The organism is Acidovorax sp. 107 (genome assembly GCF_003058055.1).
Taxonomy (GTDB): Bacteria; Pseudomonadota; Gammaproteobacteria; order Burkholderiales; family Burkholderiaceae_C; genus Acidovorax.
The window spans coordinates 4,213,399-4,234,972 of sequence record NZ_QBTZ01000001.1 but is presented as its reverse complement, the minus strand read 5'-3'; the positions used below and the strand labels follow the sequence as shown (position 1 = coordinate 4,234,972).

Below are 21,574 nucleotides of genomic sequence, written 5' to 3'. Positions count from 1 at the left end.
TTTCGTCATGGAAAAACGCGTACTTTTCCGCTCCGCATGGCTGCCCTGGGTGCTTCTGGCGCCTCAGCTGGTCATCATCAGCGTGTTCTTCTTCTGGCCCGCAGGCCAAGCCCTGGTGCAGTCGTTCCAGATGCAGGACAGCTTTGGCATGTCCACCGAATGGGTGGGGCTGGACAACTTCAAGGCCCTGTTTGAAGACCCGGGCTACCTGGCGTCCTTCAAGACCACGGCTTTCTTCTCGATCCTGGTGGCGGTGGTGGGCATTGGCCTGTCGCTCATCCTTGCAATCTTTGCCGACCGCATCGTCAAGGGCGCCATCGTTTACAAGACTGCCCTGCTGCTGCCTTACGCCGTGGCCCCTGCGGTGGCAGGCGTGCTGTGGATGTTCATGTTCTCGCCCTCGCTGGGGGTGGTAGCCTACATGCTGCGCCAGTCGGGCTTTGACTGGAACCACATGCTCAACTCCGACCACGCCATGGCACTGATCGTGATTGCAGCGGTGTGGAAGCAGATTTCCTACAACTTCCTGTTCTTCCTGGCAGGGTTGCAGTCCATCCCCAAGTCGCTGATCGAAGCCGCCGCTATCGACGGCGCCGGCCCCTGGCGCCGGTTCTGGAGCATCCAGTTTCCGCTGCTGTCGCCCACCACGTTCTTCCTGCTGGTGATCAACGTCGTGTACGCGTTCTTCGACACCTTTGCCATCGTGGACTCGACCACGCAGGGCGGCCCGGGACGCGACACCTCCATCCTGGTCTACAAGGTCTACCACGATGGTTTCAAGGCCATGGACATGGGCGGCTCGGCGGCGCAGTCGGTGGTGCTGATGGCCATCGTGGTTGTGCTCACGGTCATCCAATTCCGCTACGTCGAGAAGAAAGTGCAGTACTGAATATGAAGCCCCCCCTGAGTCGCTTCGCGCCTTCCCCCTCCAGGGGGACGCCGCCCTCACTGCGGGGCGGCTCTTGCTCGGCGGCCCTCGCCTGCATCGTGCCCTTTGCGGGCGCTGCGGGCCATGCTTCGATCCTGAAAGATTCCAATGGTTGAACGTAGTCCTTACCTCACCGCGTTCTCGCACCTCATCATGGTGCTGGGCGTGATCATCGTCGGCTTTCCGCTGTACCTGGCCTTTGTGGCCTCCACCCACACGGCGCAGGACATCGTGCAGGTGCCCATGCCCATGGTGCCCGGCAGCAACTTCTGGCAGACCTACCACGACGCGCTGTTTGGCGGCGGCGCGGGTGCGGGCTCCACCGCCCCCGTGGCGCGCATGATGTGGGTGAGCTTCGTCACCGCCATCGTGATCACCGTGGGCAAGATCGCCATCTCGCTGCTGTCGGCGTTCGCTATCGTGTACTTCCGCTTCCCCTTCAAGGGCATCTGCTTCTGGCTGATCTTCATCACGCTGATGCTGCCCGTGGAAGTGCGCATCGGGCCTACCTATCAGGTCGTCTCCAACCTGGGCATGCTCAACACCTACGCGGGCTTGACGGTGCCACTGATCGCCTCGGCCACCGCCACCTTCCTGTTCCGGCAGTTCTTCCTCACGGTGCCCGACGAGCTGGTGGAAGCGGCGCGCGTGGACGGCGCCGGCCCGATGCGCTTCTTCAAGGACATCCTGGTGCCGCTGTCGCGCACCTCGATTGCCGCGCTGTTCGTGATCCAGTTCATCTACGGCTGGAACCAGTACCTCTGGCCCCTGCTGGTGACCACGTCCGAAGACATGTACCCCGTGGTGATCGGCATCAAGCGCATGCTGGCCGGCGGCGATGCAGGCAACGAGTGGAACATCGTGATGGCCACGGCCCTGCTGGCCATGCTGCCCCCAGCCTTCGTGGTGGTGGTCATGCAGCGCTGGTTCGTCAAGGGCCTGGTGGATACCGAAAAATAAGACAAAAACCCCTGCAAGTGCTTTCTCAATAAGCCTCTGTAGCTATCAAATTCATTGCAAATATGGCATCCCTCTCTCTTCGCAACATCGTCAAGCGCTACGGCGTCGGCCCCAAGGCCAACCAGGTCATCCATGGCGTGAATGCCGAGGTCAAGGACGGCGAATTCGTCGTCATCGTGGGCCCCTCCGGCTGCGGCAAGTCCACCCTGCTGCGTATGGTGGCGGGCCTGGAGGAAATCTCCGGCGGTGAGCTGCGCATTGGCGACCGCGTGGTCAACAACCTGGAGCCCGCCCAGCGCGATATCGCGATGGTGTTCCAGAACTACGCGCTCTACCCGCACATGACGAACTTCGAGAACATGGCCTATGGCCTGAAGATCGCCAAGGTACCCAAGGAAGAAATCCAGCGCCGCGTGGACAAGGCCGCCAAGATCCTCGAACTCTCGCACCTGCTGGAGCGCAAGCCACGCGAGCTGTCCGGCGGGCAGCGCCAGCGCGTGGCCATGGGCCGTGCCATCGTGCGCCAACCGCAGGTGTTCCTGTTCGACGAGCCCTTGTCCAACCTCGACGCCAAGCTGCGCGCACAAACCCGCCTGGAGATCCAGAAGCTGCACCGCGAACTGGGCATCACCAGCCTGTTCGTCACCCACGACCAGGTCGAGGCCATGACGCTCGCACAGCGCATGATCGTGATGAACGCGGGCAACATGGAGCAGTTCGGCACCCCTGAAGAGGTCTACCACACGCCCGCCACCACCTTCGTGGCCAGCTTCATCGGCTCGCCGCCGATGAACCTGCTCAAGAACGCACCTGGCGCCAAGTCGGGCACCATCCTGGGCATCCGCCCCGAGCATCTGGACGTGGGCAGCGAAGGCTGGGCTGTCACTGTCGAAACGGTCGAGCTGCTGGGGGCTGAGCGCCTCATCTACGGCCGCATCAACGGCGAGCAGATCATCGTGCGGGTGGAAGAAGGCACCCACGCGCCGCTGCCCGACGCGGTGATCCACGTGCTCCCCCGCCCCGACCGCCTGCACGCGTTCGACGCCACCACCGGTCAACGCATCGCCCCATGAGTGCCGCCCTGCTCGCCCCCTGGCCCTACCCCCGCTGGGTCGCCCACCGTGGCGCAGGCAAGCTGGCCCCCGAGAACACGCTGGCCGCGTTCCGGCTGGGCGCCCAGTACGGCTACCGCATGTTCGAGTGCGACGCCAAACTGAGTGCCGACGGCGTGCCGTTTCTGATGCACGACGCTACGCTGGAGCGCACGACCAACGGCCGTGGCACAGGCGGCGACCTGCCCTGGACCCAGCTCGCTCAGCTGGATGCGGGTGGCTGGCACTCGCGCAGCTACGCAGGCGAGCCCCTGCCCACCATGGAGAACCTGGCGCGCTACTGCATCGCCAACGGTTTTTTCCTGAACATCGAGATCAAGCCCACGCCGGGGCAGGAAGAAGTGACCGGTCGCGTGGTGGGTGAATACGCCGCGCGGCTGTGGCAAGGCCAAGCTGTGCCGCCCCTGTTTTCGTCGTTCAAGCCCGAGGCACTGGCCGGTGCCATGGCCACCGCCCCCCACATACCCCGCGCGCTGCTGATCGACGCGCTGTGGGACGGATGTTTTGACAAGGCCCAGGCGCTCGACTGCGTAGCCATCGTGTGCAACCACGCGTTGTGGGACCAGGCCCTGGTGACCCAAGTGCACGGCATGGGCATGCGTACGCTGAGCTACACGGTGAATGACGACTGGGCAGCGCAGCGCCTCATCGCGCTGGGCACGGACGGCATCATCACCGACCGGGTGGACCTGTTTTCGCCAGCCGCACTCTGACCGCTCAACCACAGCCCAGTACGGGCTGCGGGTGAAGTCCCTTCCAGAGGAAGGCGCTCAGCGCCTCAGGGGGTCAATCCAGCTTCGCGCCGGACTTCTTGACGGCGTCGGCCCAGCGGGGCATCTCTGAGGCCAGGAACTTCGCAAAGTCGTCCGCGCCCAGAAACGCCGGATCGGCCCCCTGGCTCACCATGCGATTGCGCACATCGGGCATCTGCAGCACCTGGCCAAAGGCGTCACTGAGCTTGTTGACCACGTCCTTGGGCGTACCAGCGGGCGCCAGAAAGCCGTAGAAACCCACCACCTCAAAGCCCTTGATGCCGCTCTCGATCACGGTGGGCACCTCGGGCAGCGCGGGGTTGCGCTCCCTGCTGGTCACGGCCAGGGCGCGCACCTTGCCTTGCTTGTGGTACGAAGCAGCCTGCGGAATGCTCTCGGCCATGAACTGCACCTGCCCGCCCATGAGGTCGGTGAACGCGGGCGCGCTGCCCCGGTAGGGGATGTGCACCATGAACAGGCCCGTGGCCGCCTTGAACATCTCGGGCACCAGATGGCTGATGCCGCCATTGCCCGCCGAGCCAAAGTTGACCTGCCCCGGCCGCGACTTGGCATAGGCCATGAACTCCTGCAGGTTCTTGGCGGGCACGCTGGTGTTGACCAGCAGGGCCAGCGGCTGCATGGCCGTGCGTGCCACGGGCACAAAGTCCTTGAGGGTGGCATAGGGCAGGCGGCTGTACAGCGCGGGGTTGATCACCATCACCCCGGTATTGGCCAGCATGATGGTGTGGCCGTCCGGGGGCGCTTTCATCACGTCCTGAGCCCCCACTGTGCCGCCCGCACCCGCCTTGTAGTCCATCACCACGGGCTGGCCCAGCACGGTCTGCAGCTTGTCGGACAGCAAACGCGCATGCTGGTCCAAAGGCCCACCGGCCGGGAAGCCCACCACGATACGAACAGGCTTGGACGGAAACGCCTGCGCCAGCACGGTAGCAGACAAGGCCAGGCCCGCGGCCAGGGTGACGCAGGTACGCAGCAGCTTCATGGGGGTTGTCTCCAGCATTGGTTGTGGGTGTGTGGGGTACTTGCCGCTTCCGTCGGCGCAGGCCGTGGCAGCCGCGTTGGAAGATGCAAAGAGGCTATCAGACACCAGGGCGCGACAGCCCTCAACATCCCCTCTCGCAAACCCTCAAAACACGTGACGGCTTGCTGAAAGCTTCAAGGATGTCCTGCATAACCCTCGCGTGTCGGTGGTAGCGCGGATCGGGAGAGACCGCAAGGCGCCTTTTTTTGCCAATAGCCCGGCTATTGGCAAAAAAAGCAACGCAGCGGACTGCCCGAGGCCGCGCTATCACAGGCCGCAGGGAGTCATGCAGGACATCCTCAAGCCTTCCAGCCCCGCACCAGCACCCACTGGCAGGTGGCGCAGGCCACAACCAGCGCGGCGTAGGTCAGCATCTTGCCGTCACGCCCCCAGAGCACCAGCCCCCCAGCCAGTACCGCGACCCCCACGGCAAACAACACCATCCAGCGCAGCCAACCCGCCATCGGCGAGGCGCTTCGGGAGCCCACGAGGCGGCCTGAAAGCACCAGCACCAGAGCCATGGCGGCAGCGGGCGCAACAAAGTTGAGAAGGTGGTTGATGACGTCCAGCGGACCCATGGAATTGACCCAAATCAAGGCATGAACAAGCAACGCCGCCTGTTCGGGCCAACAATTTTATAATCCGTGACTATGGCAGTCTGGGCCCTCGGCATCAACCACACCACCGCGCCGCTCGATCTGCGCGGCAGGTTTGCGTTCGCGCTCGACCAGATCGCCCCTACGTTGCAGGGTTTGCGCCAGTCGCTGGGCACCAACAGCCGCCACCCGGGCGTGGAAACGGCCATTATCTCCACCTGCAATCGCACCGAAATTTACTGCGCTGGCGACCAGCCCGCCGTGGATCACACGCTGGGCTGGCTGGCCCAAAGCGGTGGCGTGAGCCCCGCGCTGCTGCGCTCACATTCCTACACCCTCGAAGACAGCCTGGTGGCGCGCCATGCGTTCCGCGTGGCCAGCGGGCTCGATTCGATGGTGCTGGGCGAAGCCCAGATCCTGGGCCAGATGAAGGACGCTGTGCGCGCGGCCGAAACCGCCGGCGCCCTGGGTACTACGCTCAACCAGCTTTTCCAGCGCAGCTTTGCCGTGGCCAAGGAAGTGCGCACCAGCACCGAGATCGGCGCGCACAGCATCAGCATGGCCGCCGCGGCCGTGCGCCTGGCCAGCCAGCTGTTTGAAGACCTCACCAAGATCCGCGTGCTGTTCGTCGGCGCGGGCGAGATGATCGAGCTGTGCGCCACGCACTTTGCTGCCAAGAACCCCAAGCAGATCGCCATTGCCAACCGCACGCTGGAGCGCGGCGAAAAGCTCGCCACCCGCTTTGGCGGCGAGGTGATGCGTCTGGCCGACCTGCCCGAGCGCCTGCACGAGTTCGACGCCGTGATCAGCTGCACTGCGAGCAGCCTGCCCATCATCGGCCTGGGTGCTGTGGAGCGGGCGCTCAAGAAGCGCCGCCACCGCCCCATCTTCATGGTGGATTTGGCCGTGCCGCGCGACATCGAGCCCGAGGTGAAAGCCCTGGGCGACGTGTACCTGTACACCGTGGACGACCTGGCCACCGTGGTGCAGACGGCCCAGGCCAATCGCCAGGCCGCCGTGGCCCAGGCCGAGGCCATCATCGACGCGGGCGTGCAGAGCTTCATGCACTGGATGGAGTTGCGCAGCCCACTGGGCGAGGCCGGCGGCGTGGTGCCGCTGATCCAGCAGCTCAATGCCCAGACCGACGAGTGGCGCGCGCTGGAAATCGCCCGCGCCAAGAAGCTGCTGGCCAAGGGCGAGGACGTGGACGCGGTGCTCGAAGCGCTGTCGCGCGGCCTCACACAAAAGATGCTGCACGGCACCCTGGCCGAGCTGCGCGCGGGCGACGCCGAGATGCGCGCCCAGACGGCCCAGACCGTCTCGCGCCTGTTCCTGCGCTCACAAAGCAAGACTGCGAACAACAACGGGCTGTAGCGGCGCTCGCCCGCTCCGCCCCTCCCCGATTTGATACCAAATCGGCCCCAGGCGCTTGATTTATATGCGCCAATAGCTACCAAATTCGTAGCAAACCATTTTCCAGATATTCATGAAACCCTTCCTCCGAAGCCAGCTGGAGCGCTACGCACAGCGCCTGGGCGAACTCGACTTTCTGCTGTCGCGCGAAGACATCATGAGCGACATGGCGCAGTACCGGCGCATCTCCGTAGAGCATGCCGAAGTCACGCAGGTCGCAGGCCGCTACGCCCGCTACCAGCAGCGCGAGGCCGACCTGGCCGGGGCCCGCGAGATGCTGGCCGACCCCGACATGGCCGAAATGGCGCAGGAAGAAATCACCAGTGCCGAGGCCGAACTGCTGCAGCTCGAAGATGAACTGCAACGCCTGCTGCTGCCCAAGGACCCCGACGACGCACGCAATGCGTTCGTCGAAATCCGCGCGGGCACGGGCGGCGACGAGTCGGCCCTGTTCGCGGGCGACCTCACTCGCATGTACACCCGCTATGCCGCCAACGTGGGCTGGAAGGTCGAGGTGGTGAGCGAGAACGCCGCCGAGCTGGGTGGCTACAAGGAAATCGTGCTGCGCATTGAGGGTCAGCCCGGCACGGGGCCCTCCGGGAGCGGTGTGTACGGTGCCCTCAAGTTCGAGTCCGGCGGCCACCGCGTGCAGCGCGTGCCGGCCACCGAGACGCAAGGCCGCATCCACACCAGCGCCTGCACCGTGGCCGTGATGCCGGAGCCCGACGAGCACGAGGCCATCAAGCTCAACCCGGCAGATCTGCGCATCGACACCTTCCGTGCATCGGGCGCGGGCGGCCAGCACATCAACAAGACGGACTCGGCCGTGCGCGTGGTGCACTTGCCCACCGGCATCGTGGCCGAATGCCAGGACGGCCGCAGCCAGCACAGCAACAAGGCCAAGGCGCTGCAAGTGCTGCAGGCCCGCATCCAGGAAAAGGAGCGCAGCGAACGCGCCGCCAAGGAGGCCGCGCTGCGCAAGGGCCTGATCGGCAGCGGCGACCGCAGCGACCGCATCCGCACCTACAACTTCCCGCAGGGGCGCCTGACGGACCACCGCATCAACCTCACGCTGTACAAGCTGCTGTACGTGATGGAAGGCGACCTCGGCGATGTGCTGCAGGCTCTGGCCCACGCCCGCGAGGCCGAGCAGCTCGAAGAGCTGGAGATGGGCACCACCGGTTGAGCAAGACCAGAATATGAAATCGATTGGCTTCTAGCGCCCGATTCATATGCCCTTGCAGCTATCAAAACAATAGTGAATAACTCTGCATCCCCCACCCTGGCCCAGGCCTTGGCGCAGGCCCATACCTTGGGTCTGGCACGCATCGACGCGCAACTGCTGCTGCTGCACACCGTAGGCCGCCCCGATGCAGGCCGTGCCTGGCTGCTGGCGCACGACACGGACGCGCTGGACGATGCAGCACACGCCCGGTTCATCGCCCTGTGCCAGCGCCGCTTGGGTGGCGAGCCCGTGGCTTACCTCACCGGACGCAAGGAGTTCTACGGCCTGCCGCTGCAGGTGGACGCACGCGTGCTGGACCCGCGCCCCGACACCGAAACGCTGGTGGACTGGGCGCTGGAGGTGATCGCCCCACCGTACCTGAATGCCCACGCCCCTCGCGTGGTGGACCTGGGCACTGGGAGCGGCGCCATTGCGCTGGCCCTGTGCAGCCAGCGCGCCGACGCCCAGGTATTGGCGGTGGATGCCAGTGCCGACGCACTGGCCGTGGCCCAGGCCAACGCAGAACGGCTGGGGCTGGCTGTTCAGTTCCAGCAAGCCAACTGGCTGGCAGGGGTTGACGGTCGGTTTGACGCTATCGTCTCCAACCCCCCCTACATCCCCAGCGCCGATCCGCACCTGGCCGCGCTCACGCATGAGCCCCTGCAAGCCCTGGCCAGCGGGGCAGATGGCCTCGAAGACATCCGTACCATCATCGCCCAGGCGCCAGCGCACCTGCAGCCGGGCGGGTGGCTGCTGCTGGAGCATGGCCACGACCAGGCAGACGCCGTGCAGGCGCTGCTCACCACCCGGGGCTTTGTCCAGGTGCAAAGTCGCAATGACCTCGCTGGCATTGCGCGTTGCACGGGCGGACAGTGGCCTCTGGCACAGACAGTGAAATAATCCCCCCTATCGCGGGCTCCTACCCACCCTCTGCCCGCTGCCCCTTACCAGGAGTTTTCCCATGAGCGACACCCAGCAACGCATCGACGCCCTCGTCAAATCCAGCGACATCCTGCTGTTCATGAAGGGCAGCGCCAGCTTCCCCATGTGCGGCTTCTCCGGCCGCGCGATCCAGATCCTCAAGGCCTGCGGCGTGGACCCCAAGAGCGTGGTCACCGTCAACGTGCTGGAAGACGACGAAATCCGCCAAGGCATCAAGGACTACAGCCAGTGGCCCACCATTCCGCAGCTGTACGTGAAGGGCGAATTCATTGGCGGCTCGGACATCATGATGGAGATGTACGAGTCGGGCGAACTCAAGCAGGTGCTGGGCACCGAAGGCTGATCGGCAGAGTCCTCCCCGCCTCCCATCAGGCCGCCTTCGGGCGGCCTTTTTGTTTGTCCGCAACAGAGGCACCAATCAGGGGCTTTTCCGATGGAGCAGCGGGCATGTTGTGTGCTTGAATGATTGCGTGACGTAACCCTCACAGGAGCATGCAATGACCAGCCATAGCCTTGTTCCCCAGCCGCCGGCCCTGCACCTTCCGGTGGCCCAGATGCGCAACGTGTTCCACCCCGGCGATGTCGAGCGCAAGCTCGCACGGCTGCAGGAGTCCGGCAACCAGCGCGAATACGAAACCTTGCGCACCGTCTACGAACGCATGCTGGAGCGCGGCCCGGAGCGCTTTCAGGTCAAGCCCTCGGGCATCCCCGACATGGCCAGCCTGTACGAGCAACTGCCCAACTTCACCGAGGTGCTGGACGATGTGAAACGCCACGTGGCGCTGGCGCAGGACAGCAGCGATGGGCTGGAAGTCACGCCCATGCTGCTGCTGGGCCCGCCCGGCATCGGCAAGACCCACTTTGCCCGCCACTTGGCCGAGCTGCTGGGCACGGGCATGAACCTGCTGCCGATGAGTTCCATGACCGCGGGCTGGCTGCTGTCGGGCTCGTCGGCCCAGTGGAAGGGCGCGCGCCCCGGCAAGGTGTTCGAGGCGCTGGTGGAGGGTGAATACGCCAACCCTGTGATCGTGGTGGACGAGATCGACAAGGCCAGCACCGACGCACAGTACGACCCGCTCGGCGCGCTGTACAGCTTGCTCGAATACGACACCGCCCAGAGCTTTACCGACGAGTTTGCCGAAGTGGCCATCGACGCAAGCCAGGTGATCTGGATCACCACGGCCAACGACACGCGCGGCATTCCCGACCCCATCCTGAACCGCATGAACGTATTCGAGGTGGAGGCGCCCACGCTGGATCAGGCCCGCACCATCGCCCGCAACCTGTACCAGGGCATCCGCGCTGGGCACGACTGGGGCCGTCTGCTGGACCCGGAACCGCTGGATGACGTGCTGGACCACCTCGCCCAGATGCCCCCGCGCGAGATGCGGCGGGCGCTGATGACGGGTTTTGGCAACGCGCGGTTGGACCGTCGGTCTACCGTGGAGATTGCCGACCTGCCCAAGGCCGCCACGGGGCGCAGCCGCATCGGCTTTGTGCAGTAAGTAGCGCGGTCGCCCACTGGCTGCCGCCCGCCGCAGCAGGCAAGGGCCTAGTGCGGGGTTGGCACCTCCCGCCCAGGCGGCAACAGCAGGCCGGCGCCAAGGTGCGCAGATACACTTGGTGGCCCGTGGCACACACGCCGTGCACCGGCTCCACCCTCGTCCCATGACCCTGTCCCAAAGCCTCTTCGTGATCGGGCTGCTGATTGCAGCCAGCGCCTTTTTCTCCATGGCCGAGATTTCGCTCGCAGCCGCCCGCCGCCTGCGCCTGCGCCAGATGGCCGACGAAGGCGACGCGCGTGCGGACCGGGTGCTGCGCATGCAGGAGCAGCCAGGAGACTATTTCACGGTGGTGCAGGTGGGGCAAAACGCCGTGGCCATCCTGGGCGGTATCGTGGGCGAGGGGGCGTTGAGCCCGCATTTCAGCGAACTGTTCGCGCTGTGGGTGTCGGGGCCCACGGCCGAGCGGGCGGGGTTCCTGGCGTCCTTCCTCATCATCACCTCGCTGTTCATCCTGTTCGCCGACCTGTTCCCCAAACGCCTGGGCATGGCAGAGCCCGAGCGACTGGTGGTGCGGCTGGCTCAGCCCATGGCCTGGTGCATGACACTGCTGCGGCCGCTGGTGTGGTTTTACAGCCGGGGGGCCGATGCGCTGTTCCGCTTGCTGGGCTTGTCATCGCTGCGCGATGACCGCATCACGTCGGACGACATCCTGGCCATGATGGAAGCAGGCGCCCGCGCCGGGGTGCTGGCGGCGCGCGAGCAGCAGGTCATCACCAATGTGTTTGAACTGGATACCCGCACGGTGTCCAGCGCCATGTCGCCGCGCGACCGGATTGCATTCTTCCTGCGCGACGAGCCCGACTCGGTCATCCGCCTGCGCATTGCGGCCGAGCCGTTTTCAACCTACCCGGTGTGCGAGGGCGACATCGACCACGTGGTGGGCTATGTGGATGCCAAGGACCTGTTCCAGCGAGTGCTGAACAACCAGCCCATTTCGCTGGCCGACGACAGCCTGGTGCGCAAGGTGCTGATCGTGCCCGACCGGCTGACCCTGTCGGAGGTGCTGGAGCAGTTCCGCCAGGTGCACGAGGACTTTGCGGTCATCGTGAACGAATACAGCCTGGTGGTGGGCGTGGTCACACTGAACGACGTGATGAGCACCGTGATGGGCGATCTGGTCGGCCCAGCGGACGAAGAGCAGATCGTGCGGCGCGATGAGAACTCGTGGCTCATCGACGGTGTGACGCCCATCGAGGATGTGCTGCACGCGCTGTCGCTGGACGAACTGCCCCACACCGGTGAATACGAAACCCTGGCCGGGTTCCTGATGGTGATGCTGCGCCGCGTGCCCCGTCGCACGGACAGTGTGAGCTGGGGCGGCTACAAGTTCGAGGTGCTCGATGTGGACAGCTACCGCATCGACCAGGTCATGGTTTCCCGGCTGGGAGGAGCCTCTGGGAGCACCGCTGTGAACGCGCCAGCACCAGCCGGAACCACGGTGCAGTGACCGGGCCTAGCGCCCCGCGGCACAGGCGCAGATCGCTCTATGCGGCCGGAGACAGCGGCCGGTCGGCAAACAGCCACTTGCGCTGGGCGCCAAACACGGCGTCCGGGTACTGTGGCCGGCCCCGGCTGCCGTTGTACCGGCCCAGTGCCATGAACAGATCGCCCTGCTCACGATCAATGTAGTGGCGCAGGATGACGCAGCCAAAACGCAGGTTGGTCTGCATGTGAAACAGCTTGCCCGGGTCGCCATCGCCAATCACGCGGGTCCAGAAAGGCATGACCTGCATGTAGCCCCGCGCCCCCACGCTGGACACCGCAAACTTGCGGAATCCGCTCTCCACCTGGACCAGCCCGAGGACGAGGGACACATCCAGCCCGGCGCGCTTGGACTCGTACCAGACGGTCTGAAGGAAGTCGCGGCGCACCTCCAGGTCCGGCTTGCGTGGGCGCAGGCGATCGCTTTGCGTGCCCAGCCAGCGCAGGTAATGCAGGCGCGCCTCGGTGGTGAAAAACTCGGGCTCGGGCGGTGCCTGGTTGGCAATCGCAGAGCTGAGCGCGGTGCGCACTGAGTCCATCAGGGGCTCCTCCAGCTGCCCGCCGGCATGCGCCACCTGCGGAGCGCCCAGCCAGGCGGCGGGCGCGGTCAGCGAAGCCAGCGACACCAGGCAGCCACGCCGCGACAGCCCCGCAGGGGCACCCGCAGTCACAGCCGACGGAGCGATGGAGGAGGTGCCGCGCGTACTCATACAACCATGCGGCCTTTTACATGGGCCAGGATGTCGGCAACGCCCACCTTGGTGGCGGCAGGGTCACGGCGGTGCTGGTACTCGACCACACCTTCCTTCAGGCTCTTGTCGCCAATGGTCACGCGGTGGGGCACACCGATCAGCTCCCAGTCGGCAAACATCGCACCAGGGCGCTCGCCACGGTCATCCAGGATCACGTCCACGCCTGCGGCCAGCAGGTCAGCATACAGCTGCTCGGCCGTGGCCTTGACGGCTTCGCTGCGGTCCATGCCCACGGGGCAAACCACCACCGTGAACGGCGCAATCGCATCCGGCCAGATGATGCCACGCTCATCGTGATTTTGTTCAATGGCGGCGGCGGGCAGGCGCGTCACGCCGATGCCGTAGCAACCCATCTCGAAGAACGCCGGCTTGCCATCGTCGCCGAGGAAGGTCGCGTTCATGCCCTTGCTGTACTTGGTGCCCAGGTAGAACACATGGCCCACTTCGATGCCACGCTCAATCGCCAGCTCACCCTTGCCGTCCGGGGATCGGTCGCCCGCCACGACGTTGCGCAGGTCGGCCACCATGTCGGGCTCGGGCAGGTCGCGGCCCCAGTTGACACCGGTGATGTGAAAGTCCACTTCGTTGGCGCCGCAGATCCAGTCAGCCATCAGCGCGACTTCGCGGTCCACCACAAGCTTCAGCGGCTTCTTCAGGCCGATGGGGCCCAGGTAACCGGGCTTGCAGCCAAAGTGGTCTTCGATTTCGCCGAGCGTCGCAAAGCGGAAGCCCGCCAGCCCGGGCACCTTGCCCACCTTGATCTCGTTCATGTCATGGTCGCCGCGCAGCAGCAGCAGCCAGACCCGGGTCTTGACGATCTCACCCTCTTCGTTGGTTTCGTCCGTGGCCAGCACCAGCGACTTCACAGTGGTGTTCAGGGGCACGCCCAGGAGTTCTGCCACATCGGCACAGGTGCTCTTGCCCGGCGTGGCCGTTTTCGCCAGTGGCTGGGTGGCGCCGCCGCGAGGGCCGGCGGGCGCCAGCGCTTCGGCCTTTTCCATGTTGGCGGCGTAGTCGCTTTGCGGGCAATAGACGATGGCGTCCTCTCCCGTGGCGGCAATCACCTGGAATTCTTCCGAAAGGTCGCCCCCGATGGCGCCGCTGTCGGCCGCCACGGCGCGATAGGTAAGACCAAAGCGGTCAAAGATGCGGCGGTAGGCTGCCGCCATCACCTGGTAGCTGGCCTTGGCGGCCGCCTGGTCGCGGTCAAAGCTGTAGGCATCCTTCATGATGAACTCGCGTCCCCGCATGAGGCCAAAACGGGGGCGGCGCTCGTCGCGGAACTTGGTCTGGATCTGATAGAAGTTCTTCGGCAGCTGCTTGTAGCTCTTGAGCTCCTGACGCGCGATGTCAGTGATCACTTCTTCGCTGGTGGGCTGCACCACGAAGTCGCGCCCATGGCGATCCTGGATACGCAACAGCTCGGGGCCCATTTTGTCAAAGCGCCCGGTTTCCTGCCACAGCTCTGCAGGCTGGACCACCGGCATGGTCAGCTCCACTGCGCCTGCGCGGTTCATCTCCTCGCGCACAATGGCTTCCACCTTGCGGATCACCCGCAGCCCCAGCGGCATGTAGTTATAGATGCCAGCGCCCAGCTTCTTGATCAGCCCCGCCCGCGTCATGAGTTTGTGGCTGACCACTTCGGCGTCCGCCGGAGCTTCCTTGAGGGTGGAAATAAAGAATTGGGAGGCTTTCATCGGAAATCGATTGCAGGCAGAACGGGGCGGTCCACTTGCTGCGCGCTAGGCGCCGTGCATAATGGACACAGTTTAAAAATTTGGGGTTTGATTATGCTTGACCGGGACGGCTTTCGGCCGAACGTCGGCATCATCCTGCTCAACCAGAAAAACCAGGTGTTCTGGGGCAAGCGCATACGCACCCACAGCTGGCAGTTTCCACAGGGTGGCATTGACCGGGGCGAAACCCCTGAGCAGGCCATGTTCCGGGAACTGCATGAGGAGGTGGGATTATTGCCTAACCACGTGCGCGTGGTGGCCCGCACCCGGGACTGGTTGCGCTATGAGGTGCCTGACCGGTACATCCGCCGCGACGCTCGCGGCCATTACAAGGGCCAGAAGCAGATCTGGTATCTGCTGCAATTGATGGGGCACGACTGGGATTTGAACCTGCGTGCGACCAACCACCCGGAATTCGACGCTTGGCGGTGGAACGATTACTGGGTTCCGCTCGATGTGGTGGTGGAGTTCAAACGCGGTGTGTATGAAATGGCGCTGACCGAGCTGGCGCGTTTTCTGCCACGCAACGAGCAGCGCAACCGCTATTTGCGCAGCGGCTTGCGTACTCGCGAGGGCGAACATACGGGCGCTGCCAATATGTTTCGCACAGGCTCCATGCTCGTCAACCCCGGCATGGAGCTCCCTCCTGGCGCCAGTTTTGATCCCGACCCGCAAAACAGCGTGCCGGGAGAGCTCGACGGTATGCCATCGGTATCAGACACACCGCGCTGACTTGGAGACCCCACCATGAAAAACGCCTGCATCTGCAGGCGTTTTGTTTTCATGGACGGACCGCTCAGCACATGGGCGGCAAAGACGCGGTCTTATCGATGCGCTCCGTCAATCTCTACGCGCCCTGCGCCAGCACGAGATTATCGCGGTGGACCATCTCCGGCTCCGCCATATAGCCCAGCAGTTTCTCAAACTCCGTAGAGGGCTTGCGACACAGCAGGCGCGCTTCGGCGGCGGCATAGTTGGCCAAGCCACGTGCAATTTCGACTCCCGACCCGTCGCGCACGGCAATCACGTCACCACGCGAAAAGTCCCCTTCAACCGAAGTCATGCCGATGGGCAACAGACTCTTGCCTTCGTCGCGCACCTTGGCAGCAGCCCCGGCATCGACCACCACGGAGCCGCGCAGCTGCAGGTGATCAGCCATCCACTGCTTGCGGGCCTGCTTTTTCTGCGTCTGGGCCACCAGCAAGGTACCCAACGACTCGCCGCCCACCAAGCGAACCAGCACATCGGGTTCGCGCCCCCAGGCGATCACGGTCGATGCGCCGGAGCCCGCCGCACGCTTGGCAGCCAGGATCTTGGTGATCATGCCGCCCTTGCCAATGCTGGAGCCCGCACCACCCGCCATCGCCTCCAGCGCCAGATCACCCGCCTTGGCTTCGTGCACAAATTGAGCCGATGGATCACGGCGCGGGTCGGCGGTGTAGAGCCCCTTCTGGTCCGTGAGGATGATCAGGGCATCGGCCTCCACGAGGTTGGCCACCAGCGCGCCCAGCGTGTCGTTGTCGCCAAACTTGATCTCGTCATTGACCACGGTGTCGTTTTCGTTGATCACCGGCACCACGCCCAGACGCAGGAGCGTGAGCAAAGTGGAGCGCGCATTGAGATAGCGCTCACGGTCCGCCAGATCGGCATGAGTCAGCAGCACCTGCGCGCTGCCCATGCCCTGCTCACGCAGCTTGGTTTCGTACATCTGCGCCAGCCCCATCTGCCCTACTGCAGCGGCCGCTTGCAGCTCGTGGATTTCCTGGGGCCGCATGGTCCAGCCCAGTCGCTTCATGCCTTCTGCAATGGCGCCACTGGACACCATCACCACCTCGCGCGGCGCACCCCCATCGCCGCGCACCAGGGCGGCCAGCTGACGACTCCACTCGCCGATGGCAGTTTCATCCAGTCCCCGCCCTTCGTTGGTCACAAGGCTGGAGCCCACCTTCACCACGATGCGGCGGGCATCTCTCAATACGCTGGAAACCATTTTTGATATCTTTGATGCCGGTAGCGCTACTGCTTTATGCCCGAGTAGCTACCAAAAAAATAGCAATTCTTGAACTCCGACCACTGGCGCGTCAAACCGGCGCGCCGCCAGCAAAGCGAGGGTCCACCTCCACCGGCTCGTTCTCCGTGCGCTGCTCGGACTGCACATGGCGGAAGATGGCATGGATCAGTGGCTCGCAGCCCTCCCGAGTGAGGGCAGAGATCTCAAACACCGGCCCCTTCCACTTGAAACGCTTCACAAAATCCTTCACACGCGCCTCACGCTCGTCGGCGGGCACCATGTCCAGCTTGTTCAACACCAGCCAGCGCGGCTTGTTGTACAGCTGCTGATCGTATTTCTTGAGCTCGTTCACGATGGCCTTGGCCTGCGCCACCGGGTCCACGGCGTCGTCAAACGGCGCCAGATCCACGATGTGCAACAGCAGGCGCGTGCGCTGCAGATGGCGCAGAAACTGATGACCCAATCCCGCGCCTTCAGAGGCCCCCTCGATCAAGCCGGGAATGTCGGCCACCACGAAGCTCTGCTCAGGCCCCACCCGCACAACACCCAGATTGGGGTGCAGTGTGGTAAACGGGTAGTCCGCAATCTTTGGACGCGCATTGGACACTGCGGTGATAAAGGTGGACTTGCCTGCATTGGGCATGCCCAGCAGGCCTACATCGGCCAGCACTTTCAGCTCCAGCTTCAGGTTCTTCTTCTCACCGGGCCAGCCTGGGGTTTTCTGGCGTGGAGCACGGTTGATCGCGCTTTTGAAACGCATATTGCCAAAGCCACCGTCACCGCCTTTGGCGATGGTGATGACCTCACCCGGATTGAGCAGCTCGTACAGAACCTCGCCCGTCTCCGCGTCGGTAATGATGGTCCCGACCGGCATCTTGAGTGTGATGTCCGTGCCCGCAGCGCCAAACATGTCCGAGCCCATGCCGTGCTCACCCCGTTTGGCCTCGTGGCGGCGCGAGTAGCGATAGTCCACCAGCGTGTTGAGGTTGGGGTCGGCCACGGCGAACACATGCCCCCCACGCCCCCCGTCTCCCCCATTAGGGCCGCCGAACTCCTTGTATTTTTCGTGCCGGAACGACACGCAGCCATTGCCACCATCACCAGCGGCAATGTCAATAAAGGCTTCATCGACGAACTTCATGGGGTATCCAGTTTACAAAAGGGGCCGTACCGTGGCTGGTGATCGATTGTGGCGGAATAGCAGAACGCATTCCAAGCGCCAAAGACCCGCAGCGCATCAGCGACGCGTACAGACCAAACAACAAAGCCCCGGCAAAGCGGGGCTTCGATGGTTGCCAGAGGAGAGATCCTCAGGCGGGAGTCACATTGACCGTGGACTTGGACAATGCGCCCTTGGTGCCGAACGACACGTGGCCGTCCACCAAGGCGAACAAGGTGTGGTCCTTGCCCACGCCGACATTGGTGCCGGGATGAAAACGTGTACCACGTTGACGCACGATGATCGAGCCAGCGCTGATCAGTTCACCACCGAAGGCCTTGACACCCAGCATCTTTGGCTTGGAATCACGCCCGTTTCGCGTAGAGCCGCCGCCTTTTTTCTGTGCCATGACTAGCTCCTTCGATTAAGCAGCAATCGCACCGATTTGCAGTTCAGTGAACTGCTGGCGATGGCCTTGGCGTTTTTGATAGTGCTTGCGACGGCGCATCTTGAAGATGTGCACTTTGTCGTGCTTGCCGTGGGCCACGACAGTGGCTTTCACGGTTGCGCCGGACACCAGGGGCGTACCAACCTTCAGTTCAGCGCCGTTGCCGACAGCCAGAACTTGGTCGATCACAATTTCCTGGCCTACGTCCGCAGCAATCTGTTCTACTTTAATTTTTTCGCCGGAAGCAACGCGATACTGCTTGCCGCCGGTTTTTATGACCGCGTACATGTTGACCTCTTGATATGAGTTCTGCAGACGAATTTCCGCAGAGCCCGCGAGTATAGCGCATCTTTTGCTGCTCCGCCAGCCCCTCCATCATCCGTCGATCCGACGTAACCAGCACGCCACCGTCCTCATCGGTCCTGCGGTCAGCCTTCCTATAATTCGTGCACTTTCTGTGACCACCATCTTGACTGACCATACCGCCCCCGCAGCTTCCCCCCTCGCGCTCGTCGCACAAGACATGCACGAGGTTGACAAGGTCATCGGTCAGCGCCTGACATCCAGCGTTCCCCTGGTGGCCCAAATCTCGCAATACATCATTGCAGCCGGAGGCAAACGCCTGCGCCCTGCGTTGCTGCTGATGGTGTGTGGGGCTCTGGGTTACCGCGGCACGCACCGACACAGCTTGGCCGCGGTGGTTGAGCTCATCCACACCGCGACACTGCTGCATGATGACGTAGTGGACGCATCCACCTTGCGTCGCGGACGCCCCACGGCCAATGAAACCTTTGGCAACCCCGCCAGCGTCTTGGTGGGGGATTTCCTTCACACGCGGTCATTCCAGATGATGGTGGAGGCCGGAAGCATGCGCATCATGGAAATCCTCTCCGAGGCCACGAATGTGATCGCGGAAGGTGAAGTGCTCCAGCTCATGAACATGCACGACGCATCGCTGGACGAGGCAGGCTACTTGCGCGTTATCCGCTCCAAGACGGCCAAACTGTTTGAAGCCAGCGCTCGGTTGGGAGCCGTCCTGGCGGGCAGTCCAACCGAAGTGGAAGAGGCATGCGCGACTTATGGACAGGCCCTGGGCACCGCCTTCCAGATCATTGACGATGTGCTGGATTACGACGGCGACGCTGCCGAGATGGGCAAAAACCTCGGGGATGATTTGCGCGAAGGCAAATCCACACTCCCTCTGATCGCCGCCATGGAGCGAGGAAGTCCCAGTCAAGCGCACATCGTTCGCCAAGCCATCGAGCAGGGTTCGACCGAGCAGCTCACAGAAATTGTCAATATCGTCCGCGCGACCGGCGCCTTGGACATTACCCGCGCCGCAGCTTTTGCTGAAGCCCGCCGCGCCATGGCTGCTGCAGAACTATTGCCTGCAAATGCGTACTCTGAGGGTTTGCTAGAATTAGCCGCACAGTTGTTAGCGCGGCGGAATTGACAATCGCATTAGATTCATACTTGATTACTATTGCAAGCTGCGGGGTGTAGCTTAGCCTGGTAGAGCGCTACGTTCGGGACGTAGAGGCCGGAGGTTCGAATCCTCTCACCCCGACCATGTATCACATCACCGGGTGGTTGCCCCTTCATGCAATCCGTTTTGTAGCGCCGTTGCCAATATGCGCCGCTGTACAGTCCATGGTTGATCGGGGATGATAGGATGGTTTCTTTTCCACACCTAACACATTCTCGGTTACATGGCCGCTGTTGATACTGCCCTCAAAGAAGCCTCTGCAGTTGCCCTGCCCGGGCTTGGCCGTGCCCTGATGTCCGCTGGCAAGCTCACGCAGAAGTCAGCCGAAGACATTTACAAAAAATCACAAATCAGCCGGACCAGTTTCATTGCCGAATTGACAGGTTCGGGGGCTGTTTCTGCGGCCGATTTGGCGCACACAGTGTCAGCGGTTTTTGGGGCGCCCCTGCTCGACCTGGACGCCATCGACCCTTTGCGCCTGCCCAAGGAGCTGCTCGACAACAAGATATGCCAGGCGTATCGCGTGGTGGTCCTGAGCAAACGCAACAACCGGCTGATTGTGGCAACGGCCGATCCTACCGACCAGGAAGCTGCTGAGAAAATCAAATTCACAACCCAAATGGGGGTGGATTGGATTATTGCGGAATATGACAAACTCAGCCGTTTGGTAGAAGCCACTACCAAGTCAGCCAGCGAATCCATGGAAACGCTGGTGAGCGGGGGGGGAGACTTCGCCTTTGATGACGTAGCCATCGAGGATGCGCCTGAAGAGGCAGATACCGGGACGACGGAAGTTGAAGATGCTCCCATCGTCAAGTTTTTGCACAAAATGCTGCTCGATGCATTCAACATGCGCGCATCGGATTTGCATTTTGAGCCCTACGAACACCAATATCGTGTTCGGTTCCGGATTGACGGAGAGCTTCGCGAAATTGCCTCCCCGCCGATCGCCATCAAGGACAAGCTTGCTTCACGCATCAAGGTGATTTCACGCCTAGATATTTCGGAAAAGCGCGTGCCTCAAGACGGTCGGATGAAATTGAAAGTCGGGCCTGAGCGCGTCATCGATTTTCGGGTGAGCACCCTGCCCACGCTGTTCGGCGAGAAAATCGTGATTCGTATTCTCGATCCGAGCAGCGCCAAGCTTGGAATCGACGCGCTCGGCTACGAGCCTGTGGAGAAGGAGCGATTGCTCCAGGCAATTGGCCGTCCCTACGGAATGATTCTGGTGACGGGCCCCACGGGCTCCGGCAAGACGGTATCTTTGTATACCTGCTTGAATCTGCTGAACAAGCCTGGGGTCAATATTGCTACGGCCGAAGACCCGTCTGAAATCAACTTGCCCGGCGTCAATCAGGTGAACGTCAATGAAAAAGCTGGTTTGACCTTTGCAGTGGCACTGAAGTCGTTTCTGCGGCAGGATCCGGACATCATCATGGTGGGTGAAATCCGGGATCTGGAGACTGCGGACATTTCCATCAAAGCGGCACAGACAGGTCACTTGGTGCTGTCGACTCTGCATACCAACGATGCTCCGACCACCCTCACGCGGATGCGCAATATGGGGATCGCGCCGTTCAATATCGCATCCAGTGTGATCTTGATCACGGCGCAGCGATTGGCACGTCGGCTGTGCCCCGTGTGCAAGGTGCCGGCCGATATTCCCCATGAGGCCTTGGTGGACGCGGGATACGAGGAGCACGAAATTGACGGCTCTTGGGTGACTTACCGGCCCGTAGGGTGCTCGGCCTGCAACAACGGCTACAAAGGTCGGCTTGGTATCTATCAGGTGATGGCCATTTCCGAGGAAATCCAGCGCATCATCCTGCGCGATGGGAGCGCGCTGGAGATTGCAGAGCAGGCGCGCGCCGAGGGTGTTCGTTCGCTGCGCGAATCCGGACTCTACAAAGCCAAATTGGGCCTCACTTCCCTTGAGGAAGTGCTGGCCGTTACCAACGAATAGCA

General features: G+C 63.1%; 21 protein-coding genes and 1 tRNA gene. 14 read left to right on the top strand and 8 right to left on the bottom strand.

Annotation, left to right across the window (positions count from 1 at the left end; translation table 11 throughout):
* The first annotated feature begins 7 nt into the window (after positions 1 to 7).
* The 4 genes from ugpA (at position 8) to ugpQ (ending at position 3,713) form a co-directional block, all read left to right on the top strand.
* A complete protein-coding gene (ugpA, locus tag C8C99_RS19745) occupies positions 8 to 889 on the top strand; it encodes a sn-glycerol-3-phosphate ABC transporter permease UgpA (protein WP_108626638.1) in 882 nt (293 codons plus the stop codon).
* 147 nt (positions 890 to 1,036) lie between these two features.
* Positions 1,037 to 1,888, top strand: a complete 852-nt coding sequence (gene ugpE / locus C8C99_RS19740) for a sn-glycerol-3-phosphate ABC transporter permease UgpE (protein ID WP_108626637.1) — start codon at positions 1,037 to 1,039, stop codon at positions 1,886 to 1,888.
* 62 nt (positions 1,889 to 1,950) lie between these two features.
* Entirely contained in the window at positions 1,951 to 2,961 is a 1,011-nt protein-coding gene (gene ugpC, locus C8C99_RS19735; RefSeq protein ID WP_056641164.1) for a sn-glycerol-3-phosphate ABC transporter ATP-binding protein UgpC, read from the top strand.
* Positions 2,958 to 3,713: a glycerophosphodiester phosphodiesterase gene (gene ugpQ / locus C8C99_RS19730; protein ID WP_108626636.1), complete on the top strand. Its 756-nt coding sequence runs from the start codon at positions 2,958 to 2,960 to the stop codon at positions 3,711 to 3,713. Before ugpC ends, ugpQ begins: the two co-directional genes overlap by 4 nt.
* Before the next feature lie 73 nt (positions 3,714 to 3,786).
* Here ugpQ and C8C99_RS19725 read toward each other — a convergent pair whose 3' ends face one another.
* Together C8C99_RS19725 and C8C99_RS19720 are read right to left on the bottom strand one after the other, a co-directional pair.
* Positions 3,787 to 4,755: a tripartite tricarboxylate transporter substrate binding protein gene (locus tag C8C99_RS19725; RefSeq protein WP_108626635.1), complete on the bottom strand. Its 969-nt coding sequence runs from the start codon at positions 4,753 to 4,755 to the stop codon at positions 3,787 to 3,789.
* Between the two features lie 338 nt (positions 4,756 to 5,093).
* Positions 5,094 to 5,372, bottom strand: a complete 279-nt coding sequence (locus tag C8C99_RS19720; protein ID WP_056641155.1) for a hypothetical protein — start codon at positions 5,370 to 5,372, stop codon at positions 5,094 to 5,096.
* Positions 5,373 to 5,444: 72 nt separating this feature from the next.
* Here C8C99_RS19720 and hemA point away from each other — a divergent pair, with 72 nt between their 5' ends.
* From hemA to C8C99_RS19690, 6 genes are all read left to right on the top strand, one after another.
* Positions 5,445 to 6,764 (top strand): glutamyl-tRNA reductase, encoded by a 1,320-nt coding sequence (gene hemA, locus C8C99_RS19715; RefSeq protein WP_108626634.1) that lies wholly within the window; start codon positions 5,445 to 5,447, stop codon positions 6,762 to 6,764.
* 112 nt (positions 6,765 to 6,876) lie between these two features.
* On the top strand, positions 6,877 to 7,989 hold the full coding sequence (gene prfA, locus C8C99_RS19710) for a peptide chain release factor 1 (protein ID WP_108626633.1): 1,113 nt from the start codon (positions 6,877 to 6,879) through the stop codon (positions 7,987 to 7,989).
* 72 nt (positions 7,990 to 8,061) lie between these two features.
* Positions 8,062 to 8,928: a peptide chain release factor N(5)-glutamine methyltransferase gene (gene prmC, locus C8C99_RS19705; protein ID WP_108626632.1), complete on the top strand. Its 867-nt coding sequence runs from the start codon at positions 8,062 to 8,064 to the stop codon at positions 8,926 to 8,928.
* 61 nt (positions 8,929 to 8,989) lie between these two features.
* Positions 8,990 to 9,313, top strand: a complete 324-nt coding sequence (grxD, locus tag C8C99_RS19700; protein WP_056641141.1) for a Grx4 family monothiol glutaredoxin — start codon at positions 8,990 to 8,992, stop codon at positions 9,311 to 9,313.
* Between the two features lie 154 nt (positions 9,314 to 9,467).
* Positions 9,468 to 10,475, top strand: a complete 1,008-nt coding sequence (locus C8C99_RS19695; protein ID WP_108626631.1) for an AAA family ATPase — start codon at positions 9,468 to 9,470, stop codon at positions 10,473 to 10,475.
* A 163-nt stretch (positions 10,476 to 10,638) separates the two neighbouring features.
* Entirely contained in the window at positions 10,639 to 11,982 is a 1,344-nt protein-coding gene (locus tag C8C99_RS19690) for a hemolysin family protein (protein ID WP_056641135.1), read from the top strand.
* A gap of 37 nt (positions 11,983 to 12,019) precedes the next feature.
* Here C8C99_RS19690 and C8C99_RS19685 read toward each other — a convergent pair whose 3' ends face one another.
* The gene (locus C8C99_RS19685; protein WP_056641132.1) at positions 12,020 to 12,727 is read right to left on the bottom strand and encodes a lytic transglycosylase domain-containing protein; all 708 of its coding nucleotides are present in this window, start codon (positions 12,725 to 12,727) and stop codon (positions 12,020 to 12,022) included.
* The gene (locus C8C99_RS19680) at positions 12,724 to 14,466 is read right to left on the bottom strand and encodes a proline--tRNA ligase (RefSeq protein ID WP_056641129.1); all 1,743 of its coding nucleotides are present in this window, start codon (positions 14,464 to 14,466) and stop codon (positions 12,724 to 12,726) included. The genes C8C99_RS19685 and C8C99_RS19680 overlap by 4 nt, the downstream gene beginning before the upstream one ends.
* A gap of 93 nt (positions 14,467 to 14,559) precedes the next feature.
* Between C8C99_RS19680 and C8C99_RS19675 the strand changes: the two genes are divergently transcribed.
* A complete protein-coding gene (locus tag C8C99_RS19675) occupies positions 14,560 to 15,237 on the top strand; it encodes an RNA pyrophosphohydrolase (protein ID WP_056641126.1) in 678 nt (225 codons plus the stop codon).
* Positions 15,238 to 15,352: 115 nt separating this feature from the next.
* Here C8C99_RS19675 and proB read toward each other — a convergent pair whose 3' ends face one another.
* From proB to rplU, 4 genes are all read right to left on the bottom strand, one after another.
* On the bottom strand, positions 15,353 to 16,495 hold the full coding sequence (gene proB / locus C8C99_RS19670) for a glutamate 5-kinase (protein ID WP_056641123.1): 1,143 nt from the start codon (positions 16,493 to 16,495) through the stop codon (positions 15,353 to 15,355).
* Between the two features lie 91 nt (positions 16,496 to 16,586).
* On the bottom strand, positions 16,587 to 17,657 hold the full coding sequence (cgtA, locus tag C8C99_RS19665) for an Obg family GTPase CgtA (protein ID WP_056641121.1): 1,071 nt from the start codon (positions 17,655 to 17,657) through the stop codon (positions 16,587 to 16,589).
* 169 nt (positions 17,658 to 17,826) lie between these two features.
* The gene (rpmA, locus tag C8C99_RS19660) at positions 17,827 to 18,084 is read right to left on the bottom strand and encodes a 50S ribosomal protein L27 (protein ID WP_005794180.1); all 258 of its coding nucleotides are present in this window, start codon (positions 18,082 to 18,084) and stop codon (positions 17,827 to 17,829) included.
* A gap of 15 nt (positions 18,085 to 18,099) precedes the next feature.
* Positions 18,100 to 18,411 carry a 50S ribosomal protein L21 gene (rplU, locus tag C8C99_RS19655; RefSeq protein WP_005794184.1) on the bottom strand — a complete coding sequence of 104 codons (312 nt, stop codon included), beginning with the start codon at positions 18,409 to 18,411 and terminating at the stop codon, positions 18,100 to 18,102.
* Positions 18,412 to 18,646: 235 nt separating this feature from the next.
* Here rplU and C8C99_RS19650 point away from each other — a divergent pair, with 235 nt between their 5' ends.
* The 3 genes from C8C99_RS19650 (at position 18,647) to pilB (ending at position 21,572) form a co-directional block, all read left to right on the top strand.
* Positions 18,647 to 19,576 (top strand): polyprenyl synthetase family protein, encoded by a 930-nt coding sequence (locus C8C99_RS19650; protein WP_056641769.1) that lies wholly within the window; start codon positions 18,647 to 18,649, stop codon positions 19,574 to 19,576.
* Between the two features lie 40 nt (positions 19,577 to 19,616).
* Positions 19,617 to 19,693 (top strand) — tRNA-Pro (locus tag C8C99_RS19645).
* 139 nt (positions 19,694 to 19,832) lie between these two features.
* On the top strand, positions 19,833 to 21,572 hold the full coding sequence (gene pilB / locus C8C99_RS19640) for a type IV-A pilus assembly ATPase PilB (RefSeq protein ID WP_056641119.1): 1,740 nt from the start codon (positions 19,833 to 19,835) through the stop codon (positions 21,570 to 21,572).
* The last annotated feature ends 2 nt before the right edge of the window (positions 21,573 to 21,574 follow it).

Excerpts from the sequence above, each read along its gene's own strand:
- rpmA (WP_005794180.1), bottom strand. The coding sequence starts at position 18,084 with ATGGCACAGAAAAAAGGCGGCGGCTCTACGCGAAACGGGCGTGATTCC.
- C8C99_RS19680 (WP_056641129.1), bottom strand. The coding sequence starts at position 14,466 with ATGAAAGCCTCCCAATTCTTTATTTCCACCCTCAAGGAAGCTCCGGCG.
- ugpA (WP_108626638.1), top strand. The coding sequence starts at position 8 with ATGGAAAAACGCGTACTTTTCCGCTCCGCATGGCTGCCCTGGGTGCTT.
- cgtA (WP_056641121.1), bottom strand. The coding sequence starts at position 17,657 with ATGAAGTTCGTCGATGAAGCCTTTATTGACATTGCCGCTGGTGATGGT.
- C8C99_RS19685 (WP_056641132.1), bottom strand. The coding sequence starts at position 12,727 with ATGAGTACGCGCGGCACCTCCTCCATCGCTCCGTCGGCTGTGACTGCG.
- rplU (WP_005794184.1), bottom strand. The coding sequence starts at position 18,411 with ATGTACGCGGTCATAAAAACCGGCGGCAAGCAGTATCGCGTTGCTTCC.
- C8C99_RS19725 (WP_108626635.1), bottom strand. The coding sequence starts at position 4,755 with ATGAAGCTGCTGCGTACCTGCGTCACCCTGGCCGCGGGCCTGGCCTTG.
- ugpC (WP_056641164.1), top strand. The coding sequence starts at position 1,951 with ATGGCATCCCTCTCTCTTCGCAACATCGTCAAGCGCTACGGCGTCGGC.
- pilB (WP_056641119.1), top strand. The coding sequence starts at position 19,833 with ATGGCCGCTGTTGATACTGCCCTCAAAGAAGCCTCTGCAGTTGCCCTG.
- grxD (WP_056641141.1), top strand. The coding sequence starts at position 8,990 with ATGAGCGACACCCAGCAACGCATCGACGCCCTCGTCAAATCCAGCGAC.
- C8C99_RS19695 (WP_108626631.1), top strand. The coding sequence starts at position 9,468 with ATGACCAGCCATAGCCTTGTTCCCCAGCCGCCGGCCCTGCACCTTCCG.
- hemA (WP_108626634.1), top strand. The coding sequence starts at position 5,445 with ATGGCAGTCTGGGCCCTCGGCATCAACCACACCACCGCGCCGCTCGAT.
- C8C99_RS19720 (WP_056641155.1), bottom strand. The coding sequence starts at position 5,372 with ATGGGTCCGCTGGACGTCATCAACCACCTTCTCAACTTTGTTGCGCCC.
- C8C99_RS19650 (WP_056641769.1), top strand. The coding sequence starts at position 18,647 with ATGCACGAGGTTGACAAGGTCATCGGTCAGCGCCTGACATCCAGCGTT.
- ugpE (WP_108626637.1), top strand. The coding sequence starts at position 1,037 with ATGGTTGAACGTAGTCCTTACCTCACCGCGTTCTCGCACCTCATCATG.
- ugpQ (WP_108626636.1), top strand. The coding sequence starts at position 2,958 with ATGAGTGCCGCCCTGCTCGCCCCCTGGCCCTACCCCCGCTGGGTCGCC.
- C8C99_RS19690 (WP_056641135.1), top strand. The coding sequence starts at position 10,639 with ATGACCCTGTCCCAAAGCCTCTTCGTGATCGGGCTGCTGATTGCAGCC.
- proB (WP_056641123.1), bottom strand. The coding sequence starts at position 16,495 with ATGGTTTCCAGCGTATTGAGAGATGCCCGCCGCATCGTGGTGAAGGTG.
- C8C99_RS19675 (WP_056641126.1), top strand. The coding sequence starts at position 14,560 with ATGCTTGACCGGGACGGCTTTCGGCCGAACGTCGGCATCATCCTGCTC.
- prfA (WP_108626633.1), top strand. The coding sequence starts at position 6,877 with ATGAAACCCTTCCTCCGAAGCCAGCTGGAGCGCTACGCACAGCGCCTG.